Raw genomic sequence first — 24,426 nt, 5'->3', positions numbered from 1 at the left:
AATGACCATTTCGCAGAACGGCGCCTACGTGCGCCAGCCGCTGATCGCTGGCAACTGGAAGATGAACATGGACCACGTCCAGGGCATCACCCTTGTCCAGAAGCTGGCGTGGACCCTCAAGGACCACGAGCACAACTACGATCGTGCTGAGGTAGCTGTCTTCCCGCCATTCACGGATATCCGTGGCGTGCAGACCCTGGTTCTGGGCGACAAGCTGGAGGTCGTTTACGGCGCCCAGGATCTGTCGGCACAGGATTCAGGAGCCTACACCGGTGAAATCTCGGGCCAGTTCCTGAAGAAGCTGGGTTGCTCCTACGTACTGGTGGGCCACTCGGAACGCCGCGAGTACCACAACGAAACCAACGATGTGATCGCAGCCAAGCTGGCCGCCGCATACCGCCACGAGCTGACTCCAATGCTGTGCGTTGGCGAAGGCCTGGAGGTCCGCAAGGCTGGCGAGCATGTTGCCTTCACCTTGAACCAGTTGGCTGAATCGCTGGAAGGCGTCAGCGCTGAGCAGGCAGCAAACCTGGTGATCGCCTACGAACCAGTTTGGGCCATCGGAACCGGTGAAGTTGCAGGTCCGGCCGACGCTCAGGAGATGTGCGCGGCAATTCGCGGTGCACTGGCTGGGCGCTTCGGTGAAGAGATTGCCGAGAAGACCCAACTGCTCTACGGCGGTAGTGTTAAGGCAGCAAACGCAGCAGCGATCATGCGCGAGCGTGACGTGGACGGCGTGTTGGTTGGCGGAGCCAGCCTCGACGCTGAAGAGTTTGCTAATATTGTCAGGTTCGAGCATCACCTCGTCACCGACTGAATCTAGCTAAGGAACCGTCGACTTGGATATTATCAAGATCATTTTGCAGGTACTGCTGGGCATTACCAGTGTCTTGCTGACCCTCCTGATCCTGCTTCATAAGGGTCGTGGTGGCGGTATGTCGGACATGTTCGGCGGCGGTATGACCAGTTCAATGGGCTCTTCAGGTGTCGCCGAGCGCAACCTGAACCGCATCACGATTATCCTGGGCCTGATCTGGGGCGCCGTGATCATCGGTCTGGCCCTGGTCCTGAGATTCAGTGCCGAAGGCTGAGCGGACTTAGACCAATAGCTGCCAATGGGCACCTTCCACATCATGTGGAAGGTGCCCATTGGGTTTAAGGCTTCGGTGGTACCCGCTGGGAGCTCAGCAGCACAACCGAATGTCCCTGCATCACGTAGCTGCCTTCAAGACTGTGCGCTGAAATTCCCGGCTCGGCGCTGTCCAGTTCAAGGTGCCAGGAGGCACCATCATCAGGGTCCGGAAGACTGAACTCGCATTCATCCCCGAAATTGAAAACAACCAGCACGCTGCCTATCAGCGCCTCGCCGCGCCGGTCGCCGGCAGCGCCGCGCAGCTGCAACGCCAGAGAACGGAACTCCGGATCCTGCCAGTGCTCCGCTTCAGGGCTGGAACCATCGGGACAGAACCAACGGACGTCACGGTGCCCATCCGCCCGTTGCTGGCCATGCAAAAAACCTCGCTGGCGCAAGTGGGGGAACCGGTGGCGCAGCTCGATCACGTCGCGAACAAAGCCCGTGAGCTCAAGGTCTTGCGACGACCAGTCAACCCAGCCCAATGCGTTATCCTGCGCGTAGGCATTGTTGTTGCCCTGCTGGCTGTTGCCAAACTCGTCGCCGGCCAACAGCATGGGCACACCCTGCGCAAGCAGCAGGGTGGCCAGCAGGCCGCGAACACGACGATTGCGCCCCTGGAGGATGCCGGCATCATCGGTCGGACCCTCGACACCGAAGTTGTCGGAGTAGTTCTCGTCGTGGCCGTCGCGATTCTCCTCGCCATTAGCCTCATTGTGCTTCTGCGAGTAGGTGACGGTATCACGCAGAGTGAAGCCGTCGTGCGCGCTGAGGAAGTTGATTCCCGAGGTGGCGCTCCGGCCCGAATGATCGAAGAAGTCGGCGGAGCCTAGCAGCAGGGAACCGAAATTCGCAGCTCCCAGGGCTTCGCCTCGCCAAACCCTGCGCATCCCGTCACGGAAGCGATCGTTCCATTGCGCGAAAGGGGAAGGGAAATTGCCCAGTTGATATCCGCCAGGGCCCAGATCCCATGGCTCGGCGATAAGCTTGATGCCCGCGAGCACGGGGTCCTGTGCAATGGATTGCAAGAAGGTTCCCTCACGCTCGAAACCCTGCGGGGTGCGTGCCACCGAGGTCGCCAAATCGAAGCGGAAGCCGTCCACTCCGAAAGTCTGGGCCCAATAGCGCAGGCTGTCGAGCACCAGGCGAAGGGTCATGGGGGAGTAGACCGCAAGGGTGTTTCCGGTGCCCGCATCGTTAATATATTGGCGCGGGTCCTCGGCCAAGCGGTAGTACCCGGCGTTATCCAGGCCGCGCAGGTTCAGGGTGGGGCCGTGCTCCCCGCCTTCGCCGCTATGATTGTAGACCACGTCGAGGATGACCTCGATGCCGGCTTCATGCAGGGCGTGGACCAGCTGGCGGAATTCGGCCACGGCGTCGTTCTGGGCGTAGCGGGGCTCGGGGGCGAACCAGGCCACGGGCTGGTAGCCCCAGTAGTTGGTGAGGCCTTGTTCGATGATGTGCTCGTCGTCGATAAAGGCCTGCACCGGCAAGAGCTCGACGGCATTAACGCCGAGGGACTGAAGATGCCCGATGATTGCCGGATGGCCCATGCCCGCATATGTCCCGCGGATTTCGGCGGGAATCCCGGGATGGGCTGCGCTCAGGCCCTTCAGATGGCTCTCGTAGATCACCAAGTCCGCCAGCTCATGGTGCGGGCGGTTGCTGGCGGGGTCCGGGCCCGAGGGCGCTGCCGTGATGATGCCCCTGGGAACAACGGGTGCGCTGTCGCCCGGATCAGGCTGCGGGGCCAGGCCGTTGTCGAGGCCGTCCTCGGGATCTGCGGCAGCGGACCGCAGGGCGCCGTTCATCAGCTCGTGATACCGCACCGGGCGGTCCAGCGATCGGGCGTAGGGGTCGATCAGCAGCTTGTTCACGTTAAAGCGCCGGCCAGCTTCGGGCCGGTATGCGCCGTCCGCGCGCAATCCATACCTGGTACCTGCGCCGATGCCGCCAAGATGCGCATGCCAAATGCCGTCCTGGACGTAGGGCAGGGCCAGGCGCTGCTCTTCTCCTTCATCGCCTTCGGGGAACCAGCAGAAATATACGGCCCTCGCCTCGGGCGCGTAGACCGCGACGTTGGCTCCGGTTGCATCCAGTGTGACGCCCAGCGGCCACGGCCGGCCGGCAGCCGTGTCGGGTGCCGGGGCTTGGCTCATGAAACGAGCTCCGTGAACAGCCGGGCATATACGGCGGCCGAGGTGCCCCAGTCCACCGGGGTGCTCAGTGCCCGGGAACGCAGCTGCGCCCAAGCCGCCTGATCCTTGTAGAGGTCCACCGACCGCCCCAAGGCGAAGCCCAAGCCTCCGGCATCGATGTCGCTGAAGGTGAAGCCGGTGGCGGTGCCATTGGACAGATTCTCCGGCGTCGCGTCAATCACTGTATCGCGCAGGCCGCCGGTGTCAGCCACCAGCGGGATCGCCCCATAGCGCAGGCCGATGAGCTGGGTCAGTCCGCATGGCTCGAATCGCGAGGGCACCAGCACCAGATCGGCCCCGGCGTACATCCGGTGGCTGAGCTGTTCGTCGTAGCCGAGGTGCAGGCCCACGGACTGCGGGTAGCGAGCCGCCAGCTCGCCCAGGGCGTACTCGTAGCCCGGGTCGCCCGAGCCGAGCACCACCACCGCGCCCGAGGATTCGATGAAGGCCGGCAGCTTCTCCAGGAGAAGGTCCACACCCTTCTGATGGGTGAGCCGGGTGACCACCACAGCCAGCGGGCCCGATGGCTCGTCCAGCGAGAATTCGTTGAGCAATGCCAGCCGGTTCGCAGCCTTGGCCGCCGGTTCAGCCGCGTTGTAGTTGATGATCTGCGGATCCGTGGCCGGGTTCCAGACCTCGGTGTCGATGCCGTTGAGGATGCCGGCAAGTTCACCGCGGTCCCTGCGCATTGTCACCACGCCTTGGAGCCCGAAGCCGAACTCTTCACGGGTGAGCTCCTGGGCGTAGCTCGGGCTGACGGTGCTGATCCGCGAGGCATGCACCAGCCCCGCCTTCAGCGTGCTGACCAGCGAGTGGTACTCCAGCGCCTCCGGATGGAAATCCCAGGCCGGCAGCCGCAGCGCATCAAGCTGATCCGGGCCGAAGATCCCCTGGAAGGCAATATTGTGGATGGTCAGCAGCGTCGGTATCCGGGAGCCGGCATACTTCAGGTAGGAGGGGACCAGCCCCGCCTGCCAGTCATGGGCATGCACCACATCCGGGCGCCACTTATCAGAGGTGCCGTCGATGGCGATCCGTGCCGCCACCCAGGACAGCGCCGCAAAGCGCACGTGGTTGTCATGATGGTCGTGACCGTCGACCATATACGGTCCGCCGGGACGATCAAAGAGGTGCGGGGCATCGAGCAGCAGCAGATCCAGGCCTTCGAAGCGGCAGGAACGCACCGTGGCGGGACCGCCAAAGAGGTCCTCGTCCCGCCAAATCCGTCGAGTGCGGCCCACTCGCTCCAGCAGGCCAGGATAGGCCGGCATCAGGATGCGGGTGCGCCACCCCAGCGGGTCCAGCGCGGCAGGCAACGCGCCCACCACATCGGCCAGCCCGCCGGTCTTGACCAACGGCGCGCATTCAGAAGCAACAGACAGCACACGGCGTTGTTGTTGAGCCATCGGTTCCTACTTCCCCTCCAACTGCTCGGCGCCCCGCGCGACGCCGCCCTCGATAATGGCGGCACGACGGTCAAGCATCGGCTGGGTAATGAGCACGACGCCGGAATCCGTGCGGCGGAACCACTTGGAGTCCTCCACCGGATCCTGGCCGACGATCAGCCCCTCGGGAATGCGCACGCGGCTGTCGATAACGCATTTGGTCAAGTCCGCATTGCGTCCCACATCGACGTTGGGCAGGGACACGACCTGTTCGAGCTTCGCGAAGGAGTGGGCCCGGTTCCCGGTGAACAGCAATGACTTGTGAACGTCGGCCCCGGAGAGGATGCAGTCGCCCGAGATCAGTGACTCCACGGCTTGACCGCGACGCGATTCATCATCGTGGATGAACTTGGCAGGAGGCGTCAATTCGGCATAGGTCCAGATAGGCCAGCTGTTGTCATAGAGATCCAGCGAGGGAACGACCTCCGTGAGGTCGAGATTGGCTCGCCAGAAGGAGTCAATGGTGCCCACATCGCGCCAGTACGGTTCGGTCTCCAGGCCGGACATGACGCAGGACTCGGTGAATTTGTGGGCGTAGGCACCGCCATTGTCCACGATGGACGGGATCAGATCATGTCCGAAGTCGTGGCTAGAACTGTCATCTTCGGCATCGTCCAGCAACAGCTCACGCAGGAACTTCCAATTGAAGACGTAGATGCCCATGGAAGCCAGAGCCATCATCGGATCGTCAGGCATGCCCGGGGGATCGGCGGGCTTTTCGAGGAAGTCGACAATTCGACCGTTCTCATTAACATGCATCACGCCGAATCCGCTGGCTTCCTCACGCGGTACAGTCAAGCAGCCGATGGTTACGTCGGCCTGGGTCTGGACATGCTGGCGGAGCATGATCTCATAGTCCATTTTGTATACGTGGTCGCCGGCCAAGATGATCACGTACTCGACGTCATAATCGTCAACGATATCGATATTCTGCGTGACCGCATCAGCGGTGCCCAGGTACCACTTGTTCTCCTGGACGCGCTGGCTGGCAGGCAGGATATCCAGGTACTCGTTACGCTCTGCACGGAAGAAGTTCCAGCCACGTTGCATGTGCCGGATGAGCGAGTGCGCCTTGTACTGGGTAGCAACGGCGAGCTTGCGCACCCCGGAGTTATAGGCATTGGAGAGCGGGAAATCGATGATGCGCGACTTTCCGCCAAAGTGGACCGCCGGCTTGGCACGCCGATCGGTGAGCTCCTCAAGCCGGCTTCCACGGCCCCCAGCTAGGACGAAGGCCATTGCCTGGCTGGACAGGCGCGGTGGTGCCCCGGCTGCAGTGCGCCTATTGGAAGTGGTATTCATGAGCGTTCCTCCACAAAATAGATTGCCGATAAGGGTGGGAGCGTGAGTAGTGCGGATTGGGCTTCGCCGCCTGAGGGGACAGCTTCGGTTTCGATGGCTCCGCCGTGGCCGCAATTGGCCCCGTGGTAGCGTTCGGAATCGGTATTCAGGGCCTCGGCCCAGCGTCCGGCCACCGGGAATCCGATGCGGAATCCGGTGCGTTCCACCGGGGTGAGGTTCAGCACGACGACTACATGGGGATCGCCAGGTTCTGCGCGGCGCAGCCAGGCGAAGACCTGATGCTCCATGTCGTCGACCAGCAGCCATTGGAAACCATCCGGACGGGTGTCGCCCCGGTGCAGGGCCGGTTGCTCACGGTAGATCCGGTTGAGATCCTTGACCAATGTCTGCACGCCGGCATGCCCGGGGTCATCGAGGATTCTCCAGTCGAGCTGCGACTGGTAGTCCCATTCGCCGGGTTGGCCGAATTCCTGGCCCATGAACAGCAGCTTCTTGCCCGGATGCCCCCACATGTAGCCGTAGAAGGCCTTGAGGTTCCCGAGCTTGTCGGCGTGGCTGCCCGGCATGCGCGAGTACATCGAGCCCTTGCCGTGCACGACCTCGTCGTGGCTGATCGGCAGCAGGAAGTTCTCGCTGAAGGCGTAGGTGATGCCGAAGGTCAGCTGGTTGTGGTGGTGCTTTCGGTAGACCGGATCTTTGCCGAAGTACTCCAGCGAGTCATTCATCCAGCCGAGGTTCCACTTGTAGCCGAAGCCCAGGCCGCCGGCATCCACCGGGCGGGTGACCCCGGGGTAGGCGGTGGAGTCTTCGGCGATCATCGCGATGCCCGGGTGCTGCGCATAGCTGGCCACATTGGTCTGCTTCAGGAAGTCGATGGCTTCGTAGTTTTCCTTCCCGCCGTCCTTATTGGCGATCCATTCGCCGTCGGCGCGCGAGTAGTCGCGGTTGATCATCGAGGCGACGGCGTCCACGCGCAGCCCGTCGAGGTGGTATTCGCCCAGCCAATACAGCGCATTGGCCACCAGATAGTTGCGCACCTCAGGGCGGCCGTAGTTGTAGATCAGCGTGTTCCAGTCCGGGTGGAAGCCCTCGCGCGGATCAAGATGCTCGTAGAGGGCGGTTCCGTCGAACCGGCCCAGCCCGTGCTGGTCGGTGGGGAAGTGCCCCGGAACCCAGTCGGCGATCACCCCGAGCCCGCGTTCGTGGGCGGCATCAACGAAGGCCGCGAATTCCTGCGGAGTCCCGTGGCGGATCGTTGGCGCGAACAGGCCAATGGGCTGGTAGCCCCAGGACCCCTCGAAGGGATGCTCGGTGACGGGCAGGACCTCGACGTGGGTGAACCCCATATCTGCGGCGTAGTCCACGAGCTGCGTGGCCAGCTGCAGATAGCTCATCGACTTGCCGGTGCCCGCGGCACGACGCCAGGAACCCAGATGCACCTCGTAGATGCTGATCGGGGCGTTGACCGAGTTGATCTGCTCGCGGCGGGCGAGCCATGATCCATCACGCCAATCATGGTCCTCGATGCGCCGGATCACCGAACCGGTGGCGGGCGGATGCTCGGAGCCGAAGCCGACGGGATCGGCCTTCAACGGCAACAGCTCTCCGTCGGGGCCCAGTATCTCGTACTTGTACACCGCGCCCTCGTCGAGACCGGGCAGGAAGAGTTCCCACACTCCGGTGGCGCCGCGCGCACGCATCGGATGGGCGGTGCCATTCCACGAGTTGAAATCCCCAACCACGCTGACCCTCCGAGCGTTGGGCGCCCAGAGCGCGAAATGCGCGCCGGCAACCTGCTCGTGGGTGATCAGGTGCGCACCCAGCGCTTTCCAGAGGCTGCGGTGCTCGCCTTCGCCGATCAGGTGCTCGTCGAATGCGCCGATAACCGGTCCGAAGCGGTACGCGTCCTCGCGCTCCTCGACATATCCCGAGGCCCAGCGGATTCGCAACCGGTAGTAGGGCAGGGCGGGACCGGTGAAAAGCTCCGGGTCCTCGGGATGCGGTTCAAGCTGCACCTCGTCGGTGGCGTTCACGGCCCAGAGCTGGGCCGCGCCTGGAATGCGCGCCACGAGGTGCCGGCCGTTTTCGGTGGGTCCGAGCACGGAGAAAGGATCCGGATGCCGCCCCTGGGCCAGCAGGCGCACCTGCCGTGCATCGAGCACCGGATGGTTCATGTCCTCGTCTGCCACATCGGCTCCTTGCTGTTGCGGTTGCTCTCATCCAAACACAATGGGAAGGTCCTGCCCCTAAGATGACGCAGGTCACGCCTGTATTACTTGCCGTGACCGAATATGCCGGACTACAGCGCGGATTCCACATCCCAAATGTGCGACATATATTCGCGGATTGAGCGGTCGGAGCTGAAATAACCCATGCGAGCGATGTTCAAGATGGCCATGCGCTGCCACTTTTCGGGATCGCTGTAGCAATTGGCTACTTCGCTTTGGGCCCGGTCGTAGTCCTCGAAATCCGAGGCAACCAGGAACCAGTCGCTGTTCCACATGGTCTCCAGCAACCGGTCATAGCGGTGATGATCCTCGGGGCTGAAAACGCCTTCGGCAATGGCCTGCAGGACATCGCGCAGGGATTGGCTGGCCTCCAGCGCGGCGCGGGAGTGGCCCTGCTGGGCGCGGCGTTCGGCGACCTGTTCGGTGGTGAGCCCGAAGAGGAAGAAGTTCTCGGCACCGACGTGCTCGCGGATTTCGACGTTCGCCCCATCAAGGGTGCCGATGGTCAATGCGCCGTTGAGGGCGAACTTCATGTTGCCAGTGCCCGAGGCTTCCATGCCCGCGGTGGAAATCTGCTCGGACAGATCGGCCGCCGGAATCAGTTTTTCGGCCATGGTTACGCCGTAGTTCGGCGGGTAGACCACGCGCAGCAGGTGGCGGGTTTCCGGGTCGTTGTTCACCACTTCGGCGACGTCATTGATCAGCTGGATGATCAGCTTGGCCATCTCGTAGCTCGGTGCGGCCTTGCCACCGAAGATCTTGACCCGAGGGACCCAGTTGGCCTGCGGATCGCGCTTGATCCGCTGCCAGTGCGCAATGGTCCACAAGATGTTCAGCAGCTGGCGCTTGTATTCGTGCAGCCGTTTCACCTGGGCGTCGTACAACGCCTCGGCGGGCAGATCGATGCCGTGCTCAGCGGCCAGCCAGCCGATGAAATGCTCCTTGGCTTGGCGCTTGCTGCGGCCGAAGGCATCACGGAAGGCGGGGTCCTCGGCATAGGGTTCGAGTTCGCTCAGCCGCTCCAGGTCCGTCTCCCACCCGGCGCCGATGGTGTCGGTGATCAACGCGGCCAGCGACGGGTTGGCAAGTTTGAGCCAACGGCGCGGGGTGACACCGTTGGTGATGTTCACGATGCGCCCTGGGTGCAGTTCGTTGTGGATCGGGAACAGCTGCTGGCTGACCAGCTCGGTGTGGAGCGCTGAAACCCCGTTGACCTTGTGGCTGGTGGTGAACGCTAAATCGCCCATGCTGACCTGATCGTTGCTGATCAGGCGCACCGGATCCGAGACCTGGCCTTGCAGCGCGATGAATTGGGTGTCGAGAGTCTCGATGATCTGCAGATGGCGAGGCAGGACCTTGCGCATCAGCCCGACGCTCCAGCGTTCCAGGGCTTCAGGCAGCAGCGTGTGGTTGGTGTAGCCCAGGACCCCGGTCGCGGTTTCCACGGCGGTATCGAAGTCCACGGCATGTTCATCGACCAGCAGGCGGATCAGCTCGGGACCGGCAATGGCAGGATGGGTGTCGTTCATCTGGATGGCAACGAACTCGGGGAGCTTGATCAGGTCATCGTGTGCTGCCAGGTAGCGGCGCAGGATGTCCTGGACCGAGGCGGAGGTCAGGAAGTACTCCTGGGAAAGCCGCAGCTCCTTGCCGCCCTCGGTGGTGTCGTTCGGGTACAAAACGCGGCTGAGGCTGCGGGCCAATGCTTCGGGTTCGGAGGCCGCGGCGAAGTCGCCGGCGTTGAAGCGGTCCAGATCAAAGAGGTCGGCGCTGGGCATCGGGGCCCAAAGGCGCAAGGTGTTGGCCCACTGGCCGCCGTAGCCCACCACCGGGGTGTCATGGGCCGAGGCCAGGACCTTGGAGCGTGGCGACCAGATGGAGGCTCCGTGCCGGTCGTGCAGCTCGCCGCCGAAGCCAACCGGGTAGGCGGCTTCGGGGCGGGTGAAATCCCATGGATTGTCGGTGGCCAGCCAGTTTTCCGGGGTTTCGATCTGCCGCCCGTTCTCGAAGTGCTGGCGGAACAGCCCATGTTCGTAGCGCAGGCCGTAGCCGTAGGCGGGGCAGCCCATGGTGGCCATGGATTCGAGGTAGCAGGCGGCGAGCCGTCCCAGCCCGCCGTTGCCCAGGGCGGCATCGGGTTCTCCCTCGGCCACTTCATCGAAGTCCAATCCGAATTCAGCGAGGACCTGGACCATGACATCGCGCAGGCCCAGATTGATGGCTTGGTCTTCGAGCAGCCGGCCGATCAGGAATTCCATCGACAGGTAGTAGACGCGCTTGCGATCTTCATCCCAGGTGCGACGGGTCGCGCTGAACCACGGATCGACCGCGTTGTCGCGCACCGTGTGGGACAGGGCCATCCGCCAGTCGAACAGCGAGGCCTTCTGCGTGCTCTTGCCTACCGTGTACTGCAGATGGCGCAACAAGGCTTGGCGAAATTGTGCCGGCGTCGGACTGGATTGCCCGGCCTGCGTTTCGCGGAGTTGACGGGCATCAAATGATTGCGACATTGGCTGCTCTCGTGATCGTCAGTAGTACCTGGATTGTCAGTGGTGGTGCGTGAAACGTGACATTACTCTAAGGCCGGCGATCTGTCGTCGCCCTTGACCGGCAAGCGTCATCAAAGGTGCCGTGCGCCGGGACCAGGTACTGTGGCGATCCGCGATATCCCGCCGCACTATTCAGGGCGCGGCGGGCCGGACCTGTTCCAGTTTCCGAAACGCAACGCCGAAAACCGCCCCAGCCTAGGCAGCGAACGGCACCGATTGGCGTTCTATGCTGAGCATATCCGGCCCCTGGCAACACAGAGTTTAATCAGGATGAAGTTTGTGTTTAATGATGCGGCCTGCGCAGCTACGGGTTCAGCAACTCCACAACCCGCTGTGCGGTGCCCCAGGACAGTGTGACACCGCCGCCTCCGTGGCCATAAGCCGCGATCACCGGGAAGTTGTAGCCGGCCACGTGCTCCAATCGGATGGTTTCCCGTGCCGGACGCAGGCCGACCTTGTGCTCCAGAACCTCGCAGTCCGCCAACTGCGGGACCAGGGCGATGGCCCGATCGAGCATGTCGATCGCCGTCTGTTCATCAACTTCGAGGTTCGCGTCGTGGGCGATATCGGTTCCGCCTACGATGATGTCATCGCGCCGTGGAATGACATAGCAGACCCCCTGGGGATGGTCGTCATCGCTGAACCAATCGCTCAACCCGGCGGTATTGGCCAAGCGGATGACCTGGCCGCGGATCGGGTAGACGCTGTTGTCATCACCGAGCAGCTCGCCTCCGCGGATCCCGGCAGCTACCACCACGGCGTCGCTTTCGGCGCCCAGCTCGCCCACGTCGGTGATCGTGTCCTGCTCGAACTGCACGCCGAGCCGCTGGCACTGCTGCTGGAGCCAGTCCAGGTAGGTCGGCATGGTGATGACCGGGACGGTGCCGCTGGAAGCAGAGAGCGCGCTGTCGGGTAGCAAGGACGGGTCGACGACGGCGGCGTCGGCAACATGCCTGGTCCATGAGCGATCGGCATCCTCGCGCCGCTCGACGTCCATGCCGAAGCGAAGGTCGACCCCGGTCTCCGGGATCAAGGAGAGCGCCTCGAAGCGTTCCAGGGTGCGGGCGAGCAGGATGTCGGCGGCGGGGGAGCTCTCCGAGTGGTAGGGGAACCAGATGGCCGCGGACACCGCGGAAACGGTGCGCAGCGGTTCCTGATCGCTGATCACACGCACCCGATGGCCTTGGCTGGCCAGTTCATGGGCGGTGGACAGGCCGATGACCCCGGCACCTATCACCGTGACATTGATCGGGGCGAGCAGTTCTGGCATGGGAATCCTTTAAGACGGTGGCTAGCGCAAAGGCCGGCTCCGGGAACCCGGAGGTTCGCGGAGCCGACCATATGTTGCTGATCAGAGCAGTGTTGACGCGGCGCGATCGACGATCCAACGGGTGGCTCGGGTCCCGCGCACTGCGCTGGCAGGAACAGCCACTTCGTTGATTTCATGGGACGCGGCGGCCAAGGCGGGAGCCTTGTCGGCGCCGGCGACGATCAACCACACTTCGCGTGCGGTGTTGATGGTCCCCATGGTCAAGCTGACACGATGCGGTGGCGGCTTGGGGGAGTCGTGGACCGCGATGGCCCCGAGCTCATCAGAGCGCGTGTGGTTCGGGAAGAGCGAGGCCACATGCGAATCCGGGCCCATGCCCAGCATCAGCACGTCGAAGACCGGCGAAGCGGAGCCTTCCGGCGCTTCCTGTGCGAGCAGTTGCGTGTAGGCCGCGGCGGCCTGCTCGGCACTCTCAAACTGGTCGCTGGCGCCCATGGCGTGGACGGTGCCGCGGTCCAGCCCCAACTCGTCCAGGGCGGCGAAGAGCGGCTCGGCCTGCAGCACATTGCGATCGGCGGAGCCACTGGCGACAAAGCGCTCGTCACCCCACCAGAAATGCACCTGCGACCAGTTCACCGAGATTCTGGCCGGGTTTTCGGCGACCGCCACCAGTGCTGCGATGCCCAGGCTGCCACCGGTGACCACAACGTGGGCGACCCCGCGGGCCGCGATCGCGTCGTTGATCGAGGTGATCAAGCGGGCGGCGATGGCATGCGCGGTGGAAGCGGCATCCTCGTGGATGGTGATTTGCCTAGCGATCACTGGGAACCACGCTCCGCAGCTGGGTCATCTTCAGGCCCTTGGTGATGACGTCGCCGAAGACCTCGTCGGCATCAAGGCGGCGCATTTCCTCGGCCAGGCAGTCCGCGACGGAACGGCGAGGCAGGGAGATGCGCTGCGGGGCGGAGCCCGGCTGGTACAGGTGGGCCACCGCGCCGGAAGGGCGCGAAAGTTCCACATCGCCAGCTTCGCGGGACAGGCGCACGCTGGACAGGCCTCCGGTGGTGTTATCGGCGGCAATCGTCACCGGCAGGTTCAGGGTCATGGTCAGCCAGGCGGCCAGCAATACGGTGGAGGGCGAGTTCTCCGCGCCCTTCACCGTGATGCCGGTCAGGTCCTCGGTGCCCACCAGGTCGATGATGCTCGCCAGCTGTCCGCGCCAGTAGGTCAGGCGGGTCCACGCCAGGTCGGTATCCCCGGCATGGTAGCTGTCGGCCCGGCCGTACAGCGAGGCCACCGGATCGGACTCTTCGGCCGAATCGGTAATGCGGCGGTGTGCCAGCCGGCCCAATGCGGTGGCGAATGGATCCTTCGGCACGCCATGCGGCCACCAGGCGACGATCGGGGCGTCCGGCAGCAGCAGCGCGGAAATCAGCGCCTCATCGGCGACGACGTCTGGGCCGAAGGTGCGCATGACGATGACCTCGGACGCGCCGGCGTCACCGCCAACGCGGATCTGCACGTCCAGGCGGTTCTTCTCCTTGGTGTTGCCGCGCACCACCACGATGATGCGGCAAGGGTGCTCGCGGCTGGCCAGGTTGGCGGCCTCGATCGCGTTTTCCGCGAAGCCTTCGCGGGTGATGACCACCAGGGTCAGCACGCGGGAGAGCGCCACCACGCCGTGGGTACGGCGCGAGGAGATCAGCTTCTTGGCCACCTTGGAGGTGGTGGTGTTGGGAAGATCGATCATCATGGGCGTCGCCACGTCCTTCCATCGTTGGCCATCAGCTCATCACTGCTGGCTGGTCCCCACGACCCCGGAGCATAAGGATCCGGCTGGGCTGGCAGCGAAGCCCAGTATTCCTCAAAAGGATCCAGGATCCGCCAGGACTGTTCCACTTCTTCATGGCGTGGGAACAGCGGCGGTTCGCCCAGGAGCACATCGAGGATCAGGCGCTCGTAGGCTTCCGGGGACGATTCGGTGAAGGCATTGCCGTAGCCGAAGTCCATGGTGACATCGCGGATTTCCATCTGGGTGCCTGGCACCTTCGAGGCGATGCGGATGGTGGCGCCCTCATCTGGCTGGACGCGGATCACGAAGGCGTTCTGGCCGAACTCGTCGGAATCGTGGTCGCCGAAGAGCAGGTTCGGGGCCTTCTTGAAGACCACGGCGATCTCGGTGACGCGGCGTCCCAGGCGCTTGCCGGCACGCAGGTAGAACGGCACGCCATCCCATCGGCGGGTCTTGATGTTCAAGCGCACCGCGGCGTAGGTTTCGGTCTTGGACTTCGGGTTGAAGCCTTCCTCATCGAGGAAGCCGACAACCTCTTCCGCACCCTGCCACCCGGAGGTGTACTGGCCGCGCGCACTGGCAGCACCCAGGTCTTCGGGAAGCTCGACCGCCGAGAGGACCTTTTCCTTTTCGCTGCGCAGGTGATCGGCGTTGAAGGAGATCGGCTCCTCCATGGCGGTCAGCGCGAGCAGCTGGAGCAGGTGGTTCTGGATGACGTCGCGCGCCGCGCCCACGCCATCGTAGTAGCTGGCCCGTCCGCCGATGCCGATGTCCTCGGCCATGGTGATCTGGACGTGGTCAACGTACTTGTTGTTCCACAGCGGCTCAAACATCTGGTTGCCGAACCGCAGGGCCAGCAGGTTCTGCACGGTTTCCTTGCCCAGGTAGTGGTCGATGCGGAAGACCTGATCCGGAGGGAAAACGGACTCCACGATCTGGTTCAGTTCGCGGGCGCTGTGCAGGTTGTGGCCGAACGGCTTCTCGATGACCACGCGTTCCCAGCCCGGGTTGGAATCGTTGGCCAGGTGGTGTTCGGAGAGCTTCTGGCAGACGATTTCGAACCAGCTGGGCGGGATCGAGAGGTAGAACGCGTGGTTGCGGCCGGTGGAACGGGACTGGGCCAGCTCGTCGAGGGTTTCGGCGAGCTTCTTGTAGGCATCGTCGTCGTCAAATGCACCGGAAATGAAGCGCATGCCCGAGGCCAGCTGGGCGAAGACCGTTTCGTTGAACGGGGTTCGGGAGCTGGCCAGGATCCATTCGCGGGCCTGGTTCGCGAAGTCCTCGGCGCTCCAGTCGCGGCGGCCGAAGCCGACGATGGCAAAATTCGGGGGGAGCAGCCCGCGGTTGGCCAGGTCATAGACTGCTGGCATCAATTTCTTGCGGGCAAGGTCGCCGGTGATTCCGAAGAACACCAGCGCGCCCGGACCGGCAATGCGGTTAAGCCGCCGGTCGCGGGCATCGCGTAGTGGATTACTCATGAGTGCCTTACTTCGCTGCCTCAAGCAGGGCAGCGATTCCGGCTGCGCGGTCCGTGAGGTTCACGCGCAGCACTGGGCGGTTGTGCTCGGCATCCGAGAGCACTGCGCCATCGCCGATGGCCTGGGCAGTGATCAGGGAGCCGAAGGAGTATGGACGATCCGGGATCTCGAGGTCGTCCTGGTGATCAGCGGTAATCTGCAAGAACACACCCTGGGCTGGCCCGCCCTTGTGGTACTGGCCGGTGGAGTGCAGGAAGCGGGGGCCCCAGCCGAAAGTGACCGGGCGGCCGGTCTTCTCGGCGAACAGGTCGCGCAGCTCCTGCAGCTCGTTATCCGAGGTGCGGTTCAGGTACGCCTGGATGGCGAAGTAGCCGTCCTCAGGCAGCGTGGCGGTCAGCTCGGCCAACGCGGCATCCAAGGTGCTTGCGGTGGTGCCGAACAGCTGCACCGAACCGTCGACTGCATCCGGCTCGGCGGCGGCCGGGGCCTCCAGCATCGAGCGGGCTGCGGCCTTCGCGGCTTCGACATCCGGCTGGTCGAAGGGGCTGATGCCCAGCAGGTAGCCGGCTACTGCGGTGGCGTACTCGAAGATCATGAACGCGGTGCCCAGCGGTGCGCTGAAATGCACGCCGGTGGTTTCCTCGTCGATTTCCTCGGGCAGTTCGTCATAGACATACAGCGGCACGACATCGGCTGGCAGGTTCTTCAGCTCTGGAGCGTCGACGTGGGCGGCGACCGGAAGGACTCCCTTGCCGTCCTTGCCGGTGGATTCAGCGATGAGCTGTTCAGCCCAATCGCCGAAGCCGGGCAGCGCGTCGCCGACGCAGGCGATGAGCAGCTTGTCGCGGCCTGCGGTAGCCATGGCGGCACCGAGGTGCAGCGCCAGATTGTCCTCGTCGTCCGAAGCCAAGACGTCATTGATCAGTCCGGACTCTTCAACGAGGGCTTCGATGTCGGCACCGGCCAGGCCCGAAGGAACCAGGCCGAAGGCGGTCAGCGCCGAGTAGCGGCCGCCGACGTTCGGGTCGGCGTTGAAGACCGCGCGAACGCCTTCAGGATTGTCCATGGGCGAACCTGGATCGGTCACCAGCACCAGGCGGGTGGCCGGATCGATGCCGGCTGCCTGGAATGCCGCGGTGAATGCCCGGCGCTGGGAGTCGGTCTCAACGGTGGAGCCGGACTTGGAAGATACGACCACAACGGTGCGCTCAAGGTCCGTCTCCACGATCTGCTTGACCATCGTCGGGTCGGTGGTGTCGCAGATGACCAGATCAACCTCGTCGTGCGCCGCGATGACTTCAGGAGCCAGAGACGAGCCGCCCATGCCGCACAAGACGACGCGGGTCAGGTTTTCCTTCTGCAGCTCATCGCGCAGTTCCAGGATGGCCGGGATCAGCTTGCCGGCTGCCTCGAAGGGGTTGACCCAGCCTAAGCGGATGGAGGATTCTGCTTCTGCGGCCGGGCCCCACACGGTAGGGTCCTGCGCTGCGATGCGGCTGCCGACTTTTGCTTCGATGAGCTTCGGGAGCAGCGCATCAACGGAGGCCAGAGCCTCGCCAGAGGTCACCAAACCGAGTTCCATCTACTTGGCTCCCTTCAGTGCGACGGACATGTCTTCGAGCAGTTCGTTCCAGGCGACCTCGAACTTGTCGACGCCCTCGACCTCCAACAGGTTCACGATCTCGTTGTAGTCGATGCCCTGGGCGGCGAGCTTGTCCAGCACGCGGTTGGCTGCATCGTAGCTGCCGGCGACCGCGTTGCCGCGTACCTCGGCCTCGGCTGCCGTGGCATCCAGGGTCTTTTCCGGCATGGTGTTCACGGTCTGCGGTGCCACCAGTTCGGCGACGTACAGGGTGGATGGGTAGGCAGGATCCTTGACGCCGGTCGAGGCCCACAGCGGACGCTGGACGTTGGCGCCGGCAGCAGCCAGCACCTCGTAGCGAGCCGAAGCGAAGGTCTCCTCGAAGACCTGGTAGGCAAGGCGGGCGTTGGCCACGCCGGCCTGGCCGCGCAGCGCGGTGGCTGCCTCAGTGCCAATGGCATCCAGCCGCTTGTCGATCTCGGTGTCCACGCGGGAAACGAAGAAGGAAGCGACCGAGTGGATCTTGGACAGGTCCAGGCCCTTGGCGTGGGCCTTCTCCAGGCCGATCAGGTAGGCGTTGATGACTTCGCGATAGCGTTCCAGCGAGAAGATCAGGGTCACGTTGACCGAGATGCCTTCGGCGATGGTCTCGGTGATCGCTTCCAAACCCTCAAGGGTTGCCGGGATCTTGATCAGCACGTTTTCGCGGTTGACACGCTCGTACAGGGCCTTGGCCTGGGCGATGGTCGGCGCGGTTTCGTGAGCCAGGCGAGGGTCGACTTCGATGGACACGCGGCCGTCGAAGCCCTTGGAGGACTCGTAGATGCCCTTGAACAGGTCGCAGGCCGCGGCTACGTCATCGCTGGTGATTTCGGTGATGGCGTCCTCGACCGACTTGTTGCGCTGCTCGGCGATGGCTTCGCCGTACACCTCGGCCTTGGACAGCGATGCTGCGAAGATCGCGGGGTTGGTGGTCACGCCGACGACGTTCTTCTCTTCGATCAGCTTGGCCAGCGAACCGCTGGTCAGTCGCTCGCGGGAAAGATCATCGAGCCAGATTGAAACGCCGGCATCGGACAGGGCCTGGGTATTTGGATTGCTCATAATATTTACTTCGGTTCCTTACTTTGCAGCGTTCTGCACGGAGGTTTCGGCTGCGGCAACAACAGCCGCGGTGGTGATGCCAAACTCGGAGTACAGCTTCTTGTAATCGGCAGAAGCGCCAAAGTGATCCAGGGAAATGATCTCGCCATTGGCGCCGACCAGCTCGCGCCAGCCCTGGGCCACGCCAGCTTCGACCGACACGCGGGCGGTGATGGCAGCGGGCAGGACCTCTTCGCGGTAGGCGGCATCCTGCTTGGCGAACCACTCCAGGGAAGGCAGCGAGACCACGCGGGCTGCGATGTTCTTGGCGGCCAGCTCCTCACGGGCCTCGACTGCCAGTTCCACCTCGGAACCGGTAGCCAGCAGGATCACGTCTGGGGTGACCTCTGCGCCGTCGCGTACTGCCTCGGCCAGGATGTAGCCACCCTTCAGGGTGCCTTCTGCACCGCGGAAGCCGTTGGCTGCACGGTCGTAGATTGGCAGGTTCTGGCGGGAGAGCACGATGCCCGATGGGGTATCGGTCAGTTCCAGCATGCCGCGCCATGCGTAGGCGACTTCGTTGGCATCCGCTGGGCGGACCACGTCGAAGTTCGGGATGATGCGCAGGGACGCAAGCTGTTCCACTGGCTGGTGGGTTGGGCCGTCTTCGCCCAAGCCGATGGAGTCGTGGGTCCAAACGAAGATCGATGGAACACCCATCAGGGCAGCCAAGCGGATGGCCGGGCGCTGGTAGTCCGAGAAGATCAGGAAGGTGCCGGAGAACGCGCGGGTTGGGCTGGAGAGCACAATGCCGTTGACGATCGAGGCAGCGGCATGCTCGCGGATACCGAAGTGCAGGACGCGGCCGTATGGGCTGGCATCCCACGAAGCGGTGGAGCGGCGCTCCGGTGCGAAGGACTTCGCGGTGTCGATGGTGGTGTTGTTCGAGCCTGCGAGGTCGGCCGAGCCGCCCCAGAGTTCTGGCAACTCATCGGCGATGGCGTTGATGACCTTGCCCGAAGCTGAACGGGTGGCCATGGTGGAGCCTGGCTCGAAGACCGGAAGCTTCTCGGTCCAGCCTTCAGGCAGCTTGCCCGATTCCAGGCGCTTCAGCAGGGCGGCCTGCTCCGGGTTTGCGCTCTTCCAGGCAGTGAAGCCCTCGTTCCACGAAGCGTGCAGGTCTGCGCCGCGGGTGACGACCTCGCGGGCGTGATCCAGTACTTCCTGGTCGATGTGGAAGTTCTTTGCCGGGTCGAAGCCCAGGACTTCCTTCAGGCCTGCTACTTCTTCGGTACCGAGCTTCGAACCGTGGATGCCACCGGTGTTCTGCTTGGTTGGAGCTGGCCAGCCGATGACGGTGCGCAGAGCGATGATCGAAGGGCGGGAGGTCTCGGCCTTGGCGGCGCGAATTGCCTCATCCAGTGCCTTCAGGTCTTCCACGTATTCGCCGGTGACGGTCCAGTCAACACGCTGGGTGTGCCAGCCGTAGGAGTCGTAGCGGCCGAGGACGTCTTCAGTGAAGGCGATGTCGGTGTCGTTCTCGATGGAAATCTTGTTGTCATCGTAAATGACGACGAGGTTGCCAAGTTCCTGGTGTCCCGCCAGCGAAGAGGCCTCGGAGGTGACGCCTTCCTGCAGGTCGCCGTCGGAAGCAATGACGTAGACGGTGTGGTCGAAGGGGCTGGTGCCCGGCTCAGCGGCTGGATCCAGCAGGCCGCGCATGCGGCGCTGGGAGTAGGCGAAGCCCACGGCGGAAGCCAGGCCCTGGCCCAGCGGACCGGTGGTGATTTCGACGCCGGCGGTATGGCCGTACTCCGGGTGGCCCGGGGTCTTGGCGCCCCAGGTGCGCAGTGCCTCGATGTCTTCCATCTCCAGGCCGTAGCCGGAGAGGAACAGCTGCAGGTACAGGGTCAAGGAGGTGTGGCCAGGGGAGAGGACGAATCGGTCGCGTCCGATCCAGTTTGGATCCTTCGGATCGTGGCGCAGGTGCTTCTGGAAAATCAGGTAGGCGGCCGGTGCCAGGCTCATGGCGGTACCAGGGTGGCCATTGCCAACTTTTTCAACAGCGTCGGCTGCCAGGACACGGGTGGTGTCGATGGCCTTACGGTCCAACTCGGTCAGTGAAAACTCTTCTACTAAGGATTCAGTCGCCACAGCGGCGTTCCTTCCATTCAGGCTCGGACGGGAGATCTCTCCCGCTGACACGCAATACGCCGTCGCCTCCCATATATTCCTGAGCTCTTTACTGCTCTGGAAGATGTAGGTTGCGACGGCGCAATCTCGTCCAACTCTATCGCGAAAACGATGAGTGAGGTGCTGGTTATAGCAAGATGACACGCAAGTTTATTTCCACCACGTAACAGTGGATTCACGGTTGATAAACGGTTGCAAGCGATGCGCTGCGATGTAACGGCGGTCACCTTGCGTGATGTTGTGGTTATTCGCATGCCCGAGGAGCGGAATTCGGTGCTGGTCACAAGTGTCGCCAGATGCAAATGAACAATCTACAAAGATTGTAAACCTAATCGATACAGTGCTCAGATGCTGTTTGTCGCGGACTCAAGTGCTCTCGCTTCGGCGTGCAACGCACGAGTTTCAAAGATCTAACAATTGCTGGCTCGTGGTGCCGCGTCCCGGGTGCCGGGTTCCGAGGTGGCTGTCCGAATATTGAGACTTAGTGACGCGCCAGTCGGCAAGAAACGGTCGTCGTGGGTCGATGTTCTCCGTTCGTGGAACTCGCGCCGAACCGCGACGGCCTTGGCTGCCCCAGGGGATCGAGTGGGTATCCAGATTGATAGAGATCACCTACATTTGCTGAAGAACTCTCCGGTTTGGAGTTTCAAAGAATTTCTATCGGGCGTAGAATGAGCTTTGTCTATCTTGTACCCGTGAAGAACTGAGTGCGTTTAATTGAAGACTCAAAGTGTCGCTGGAGCATCCGTGCCTCGCGCCTCGCGTCAGCCTGGCGAAAGTACCGGGGAGTATGTGAAGCGCAAGGCCAGCGCCTATTTGGCGTTGACCAAACCTCGCGTTATCGAGTTGCTGCTGGTGAGCACCTTCCCGACCATGATCTTTGCTCAGCGAGGATTCCCGCCAGTGTGGTTGATGATCTCCACTCTCATCGGCGGTGCCATGGCTGCTGGGGCATCGGGAGCCTTCAACTGCTATATCGATCGCGACATGGACAAGTTGATGAAGCGCACCAAGGGGCGTCCTTTGGTCACCGGCGATCTGACCCCTAAAGAGGCACTGATCTTCTCGTGGGCTCTGGCGATTGCTTCGTTGGTCGTGCTGTGGTTCGGGACCAATCCACTGACTACCGCTCTGGGTCTAGCCGCCATCCTGCTGTATGTAGTGTTCTACACGATGATCTTGAAGCGCCGCACCGCCCAGAACATCGTTTGGGGTGGTATCGCCGGCTGCATGCCAGTGCTCATCGCGTGGGCTGCCGTGAAAGAAACCATTGAATGGCCAGCGATCATCCTGTTCCTGGTCATCTTCCTATGGACTCCACCTCATTACTGGCCGCTATCGATGAAGTACGCGGATGATTACAACGCTGCGTCGGTCCCGATGCTCGGTGCGATTGCCAACGCTCGACGCGTGTCGGTCCAGGTGGTTCTTTACGCATGGGCAACTGTCGTTTGCTCACTCCTGCTCGTCCCGCTGGGTCACGCAGGCATCGTTTACACGGCGATTGCCGGTGGCGCGGGCATCTGGTTCATCTACGAATCGCATGTCCTCTACCGTGAAGCTCAGGGTGATCACAAGCCTGCAGTAGTGAATCGCAAGGCCATGAAGGTCTTCCACATTTCCATCACTTACTTGTCCATTGTCTTTTTGGCTTTGGCAATTGATCCTTTTGTGGGGAACCCGCTCTTCGGCTGATTGCCGTTGTAGCTTCCATGATCTGCAAGCCCCTTCGCAAAAATCCTTGGATTGGCGGAGGGGCTTTCGCCTACCTAAAACCAGGCCGTTCCAAGATGGCCGGGCTTCGAATGAAAATCTTGCTATACAAGTCTTGTTATGCAAGATATCCTCGAATCATGCTTGAACAGCGCGAAAAGATAGCAACCAACATACGCAAGGGAGTGCTCGAATATTGCGTTCTGGGTTCCTTGGCAAGCGAAGACAAGTATGGGCTGGAACTTGCTGAAGAATTGACGAAGCGGCATTTGACTGCTGGGGAAGGCAGCTTGTATCCGCTCCTCGCCCGCATGAAAACGGCGGGTTTGGTCGAGACCCGCTGGGAAGAAGGCGGGGCAGGCCGGAAGCGAAAATACTATTCAATCACCGACCGCGGACAAGTCATGCTCAAGGAATTTCGCGCAGTCTGGGTGGACATCACGGCGCAGGTCGAACAATTACTTGGAGGGCAAGATGGCGAAGCTAGCTGAGCACCAAAGCGTGGAGTCATATCTGCGCGCCTTGGATCGTCTTCTGCGACATGTACCTGTGGAGGCACGACGCGATCTTGTTGAAGATATCGCGGCGCATATCGATGCGGGACGTGAACGGGGACGCAGCGACAGGCAGATCCTTGCGGCGCTCGGTTCACCGCAGGCCGTGGCTGCGCCGTATCTGGATGACATGATGCAGGACGGGAACTCGCCTCGAATGCGCACGATTCGACGCGTGCTGGGCATTGTCGCCTTGGTGACCGGGTTGTTCGCCGCGATCGTTTCGCGATCCTCGGATTCAACCATCGTCGAGATGGCTTTCGGTCCCGTGGATCTCCAGGGGCTGAGTATCAATTACGGCTACCCGGATATCTTCGCCGCGATACAGCTCCTGATCGTGTTGGCACTTGCCTTGATGGTTGCTGCCTCGGCAATGATGCGGCCGGTAATAGCGCGCAAATACAGTATCGCCGCCGCTATCGTCCTGACGATTGTGGTAATTTTCTGCGGGACCGGCTTGGGGATGTTCTTCGTGCCATCGATGGTTACCGCCTGGATGCTCGTCGGGGCCAGCAATCTAAAGCTCAGCCAAGACCGTAGAGCCAAACGTTCGCGCGCCATCCAGCTGATCGGTGCGGCGGCCTTGCTGATCCCCGTGCTATTCGCTGTGGGCGGCCTAGTCACCGGAGCCGTCGAAGGGGGCGGAGCCTACGCTTACGCGGCCGTCGGTCTTCTATGTGGCGTAGGATTCCTGCTCAGATATAGGCTGGCTCTGTGGGCAACCAGCGTCGTTGGCGCTGGACTGGCAGCACTGTCCATCATTGACCACGGGATGCTTTCGGCCGCGTTCTGGCTCGCGGGCACAATGTATTTCTACTTCGGCTTGTACGGCCTGTTGTGGTTCGAGAAGCGCAACGCGGCAGGTTAGGAAGTGGATCGCGGCCGCAAGGCCATGTTAAACAGCTCGGGTGGCCATGCAATGTGCTTGCATGGCCACCCGAGCTGTCCTGCGAGGCTACTTATCGACTCGCTGGTACTTGGGAAGAAGTGCAGTCCGATCCCATGTGTCAGTACTGGATACCAGCAGCAAACTGGCACCAAGCATATGAAGGAGCACCAATCCGATGGGCAAACCAGTGAAGTGCTGGGTGTATCCGATGGCTCCTTGAACCAAGATGACCGCTACTAGCCACCAGGCGGACGAGCGCAAGCGGGCATTGCCGCCGGCTTTGTAGACCAGGATCAGCAATGCGACGGTGGCGATAACCAGCAGGTATACCGGTGCAGTGTGCATGCGGGTTACCAGCAGCGGATCGAACATATGGCGAGGCGTCGTCGCGTCCCCGGCGTGTGGGCCTGTTCCGGTAACAATGGTGCCCAGGATGACAGCGAGGATGCTGAAGATCCATGCTGCGGTGGCGGTCTGGCGAACGGTCTTGGTAGTCGCCGGGTTCTCCTGGGCTTTCAGCTCAGTACGCGTGCGATTGACCAGCATGGTCGCCAGGATCACCAGTGCTCCTGAAAGCAGGAAGTGCAGGGAGACAACCCATGGATTCAGTCCTGTCCATACCGTGATGCCGCCGATGACGCCCTGGGCTGGGATGCCTAGCAAGAGGGCCAGCCCAAGGTTGAACAGAGTGGAGTGAGTCCGTCGCATAGTCCAGACCGAGATGAGGAATGCCACTGCGATCGCCAATAGGACGAAGGTCAAGGTGCGGTTGCCGAATTCGATGATGCCGTGGATGCCCATGGCTGGCACTGGCGTCATCGAGCCCGGAACGCAGTTGGGCCAGTGCGAACATCCCAGGCCCGATTCGGTCAGCCGGACTGCACCGCCGGTTACGATGATGCCAACCTGAGAGATCAACGAGGCAATCGCGAGGCCATGCACGAGGCGAGTGACCTTCGTTGGCAGCTTGGCGGTCCAGCTTTTAATGGCCAGATCTGAAGACATGGAAATCTCCCTT

Annotated in this window: 18 protein-coding genes; 5 read left to right on the top strand and 13 right to left on the bottom strand. The window is 62.5% G+C overall.

Annotated elements, in window-relative coordinates:
• Position 1: 1 nt before the first annotated feature.
• Both tpiA and secG read left to right on the top strand, forming a co-directional pair.
• Complete coding sequence (gene tpiA / locus OF385_RS09170; RefSeq protein WP_264275115.1) at positions 2-817, top strand: triose-phosphate isomerase; 816 nt, start codon at positions 2-4, stop codon at positions 815-817.
• Between the two features lie 22 nt (positions 818-839).
• Positions 840-1,091, top strand: a complete 252-nt coding sequence (secG, locus tag OF385_RS09165) for a preprotein translocase subunit SecG (RefSeq protein ID WP_013349244.1) — start codon at positions 840-842, stop codon at positions 1,089-1,091.
• Positions 1,092-1,155: 64 nt separating this feature from the next.
• Here the strand turns inward: secG and glgX are convergent, their stop codons facing one another.
• The 12 genes from glgX to tkt all read right to left on the bottom strand — a co-directional run bounded on the left by glgX (position 1,156) and on the right by tkt (position 20,213).
• Entirely contained in the window at positions 1,156-3,291 is a 2,136-nt protein-coding gene (gene glgX / locus OF385_RS09160; protein ID WP_264275114.1) for a glycogen debranching protein GlgX, read from the bottom strand.
• Entirely contained in the window at positions 3,288-4,736 is a 1,449-nt protein-coding gene (gene glgA, locus OF385_RS09155; RefSeq protein WP_264275113.1) for a glycogen synthase GlgA, read from the bottom strand. Before glgA ends, glgX begins: the two co-directional genes overlap by 4 nt.
• Before the next feature lie 6 nt (positions 4,737-4,742).
• Entirely contained in the window at positions 4,743-6,077 is a 1,335-nt protein-coding gene (gene glgC, locus OF385_RS09150) for a glucose-1-phosphate adenylyltransferase (RefSeq protein WP_264275112.1), read from the bottom strand.
• The gene (gene glgB / locus OF385_RS09145) at positions 6,074-8,251 is read right to left on the bottom strand and encodes a 1,4-alpha-glucan branching protein GlgB (protein ID WP_413468152.1); all 2,178 of its coding nucleotides are present in this window, start codon (positions 8,249-8,251) and stop codon (positions 6,074-6,076) included. The genes glgC and glgB overlap by 4 nt, the downstream gene beginning before the upstream one ends.
• Before the next feature lie 125 nt (positions 8,252-8,376).
• Positions 8,377-10,815 (bottom strand): glycogen/starch/alpha-glucan phosphorylase, encoded by a 2,439-nt coding sequence (locus OF385_RS09140; protein WP_264275110.1) that lies wholly within the window; start codon positions 10,813-10,815, stop codon positions 8,377-8,379.
• Positions 10,816-11,158: 343 nt separating this feature from the next.
• Complete coding sequence (locus OF385_RS09135; protein WP_264275109.1) at positions 11,159-12,124, bottom strand: FAD-dependent oxidoreductase; 966 nt, start codon at positions 12,122-12,124, stop codon at positions 11,159-11,161.
• Positions 12,125-12,205: 81 nt separating this feature from the next.
• Positions 12,206-12,946: a 6-phosphogluconolactonase gene (gene pgl / locus OF385_RS09130; RefSeq protein WP_264275108.1), complete on the bottom strand. Its 741-nt coding sequence runs from the start codon at positions 12,944-12,946 to the stop codon at positions 12,206-12,208.
• A complete protein-coding gene (locus tag OF385_RS09125) occupies positions 12,936-13,877 on the bottom strand; it encodes a glucose-6-phosphate dehydrogenase assembly protein OpcA (protein WP_264275107.1) in 942 nt (313 codons plus the stop codon). The genes pgl and OF385_RS09125 overlap by 11 nt, the downstream gene beginning before the upstream one ends.
• Complete coding sequence (gene zwf / locus OF385_RS09120; protein ID WP_264275106.1) at positions 13,874-15,394, bottom strand: glucose-6-phosphate dehydrogenase; 1,521 nt, start codon at positions 15,392-15,394, stop codon at positions 13,874-13,876. The genes OF385_RS09125 and zwf overlap by 4 nt, the downstream gene beginning before the upstream one ends.
• A 7-nt stretch (positions 15,395-15,401) precedes the next feature.
• Entirely contained in the window at positions 15,402-16,976 is a 1,575-nt protein-coding gene (locus tag OF385_RS09115; protein ID WP_264275105.1) for a glucose-6-phosphate isomerase, read from the bottom strand.
• A complete protein-coding gene (gene tal / locus OF385_RS09110) occupies positions 16,977-18,080 on the bottom strand; it encodes a transaldolase (RefSeq protein ID WP_264275104.1) in 1,104 nt (367 codons plus the stop codon).
• An 18-nt stretch (positions 18,081-18,098) separates the two neighbouring features.
• Positions 18,099-20,213, bottom strand: coding sequence for a transketolase (gene tkt, locus OF385_RS09105; protein WP_264275103.1), 2,115 nt, complete (start codon positions 20,211-20,213; stop codon positions 18,099-18,101).
• A gap of 786 nt (positions 20,214-20,999) precedes the next feature.
• Between tkt and OF385_RS09100 the strand changes: the two genes are divergently transcribed.
• From OF385_RS09100 to OF385_RS09090, 3 genes are all read left to right on the top strand, one after another.
• Positions 21,000-21,947, top strand: a complete 948-nt coding sequence (locus OF385_RS09100; protein WP_413467961.1) for a heme o synthase — start codon at positions 21,000-21,002, stop codon at positions 21,945-21,947.
• Between the two features lie 158 nt (positions 21,948-22,105).
• Positions 22,106-22,456, top strand: coding sequence for a PadR family transcriptional regulator (locus OF385_RS09095; RefSeq protein WP_264275102.1), 351 nt, complete (start codon positions 22,106-22,108; stop codon positions 22,454-22,456).
• Positions 22,440-23,387, top strand: a complete 948-nt coding sequence (locus tag OF385_RS09090) for a DUF1700 domain-containing protein (protein WP_264275101.1) — start codon at positions 22,440-22,442, stop codon at positions 23,385-23,387. Before OF385_RS09095 ends, OF385_RS09090 begins: the two co-directional genes overlap by 17 nt.
• 87 nt (positions 23,388-23,474) lie before the next feature.
• Here OF385_RS09090 and OF385_RS09085 read toward each other — a convergent pair whose 3' ends face one another.
• Positions 23,475-24,413: a COX15/CtaA family protein gene (locus OF385_RS09085; protein ID WP_264275100.1), complete on the bottom strand. Its 939-nt coding sequence runs from the start codon at positions 24,411-24,413 to the stop codon at positions 23,475-23,477.
• Positions 24,414-24,426: the final 13 nt, after the last annotated feature.

This window comes from Glutamicibacter sp. JL.03c (genome assembly GCF_025854375.1).
GTDB lineage: Bacteria > Actinomycetota > Actinomycetes > Actinomycetales > Micrococcaceae > Glutamicibacter.
The sequence above is the reverse complement of the archived record's forward strand: the minus strand, read 5'-3'. Positions and strand labels throughout refer to the sequence as shown.

Bases quoted from the DNA above. Each gene is read 5' to 3' on its own strand.
- tpiA (WP_264275115.1), top strand. From the start codon at position 2: ATGACCATTTCGCAGAACGGCGCCTACGTGCGCCAGCCGCTGATCGCT.
- glgX (WP_264275114.1), bottom strand. From the start codon at position 3,291: ATGAGCCAAGCCCCGGCACCCGACACGGCTGCCGGCCGGCCGTGGCCG.
- glgA (WP_264275113.1), bottom strand. From the start codon at position 4,736: ATGGCTCAACAACAACGCCGTGTGCTGTCTGTTGCTTCTGAATGCGCG.
- glgC (WP_264275112.1), bottom strand. From the start codon at position 6,077: ATGAATACCACTTCCAATAGGCGCACTGCAGCCGGGGCACCACCGCGC.
- glgB (WP_413468152.1), bottom strand. From the start codon at position 8,251: ATGAACCATCCGGTGCTCGATGCACGGCAGGTGCGCCTGCTGGCCCAG.
- OF385_RS09140 (WP_264275110.1), bottom strand. From the start codon at position 10,815: ATGTCGCAATCATTTGATGCCCGTCAACTCCGCGAAACGCAGGCCGGG.
- OF385_RS09135 (WP_264275109.1), bottom strand. From the start codon at position 12,124: ATGCCAGAACTGCTCGCCCCGATCAATGTCACGGTGATAGGTGCCGGG.
- OF385_RS09125 (WP_264275107.1), bottom strand. From the start codon at position 13,877: ATGATGATCGATCTTCCCAACACCACCACCTCCAAGGTGGCCAAGAAG.
- zwf (WP_264275106.1), bottom strand. From the start codon at position 15,394: ATGAGTAATCCACTACGCGATGCCCGCGACCGGCGGCTTAACCGCATT.
- OF385_RS09115 (WP_264275105.1), bottom strand. From the start codon at position 16,976: ATGGAACTCGGTTTGGTGACCTCTGGCGAGGCTCTGGCCTCCGTTGAT.
- tal (WP_264275104.1), bottom strand. From the start codon at position 18,080: ATGAGCAATCCAAATACCCAGGCCCTGTCCGATGCCGGCGTTTCAATC.
- OF385_RS09095 (WP_264275102.1), top strand. From the start codon at position 22,106: ATGCTTGAACAGCGCGAAAAGATAGCAACCAACATACGCAAGGGAGTG.
- OF385_RS09090 (WP_264275101.1), top strand. From the start codon at position 22,440: ATGGCGAAGCTAGCTGAGCACCAAAGCGTGGAGTCATATCTGCGCGCC.
- OF385_RS09085 (WP_264275100.1), bottom strand. From the start codon at position 24,413: ATGTCTTCAGATCTGGCCATTAAAAGCTGGACCGCCAAGCTGCCAACG.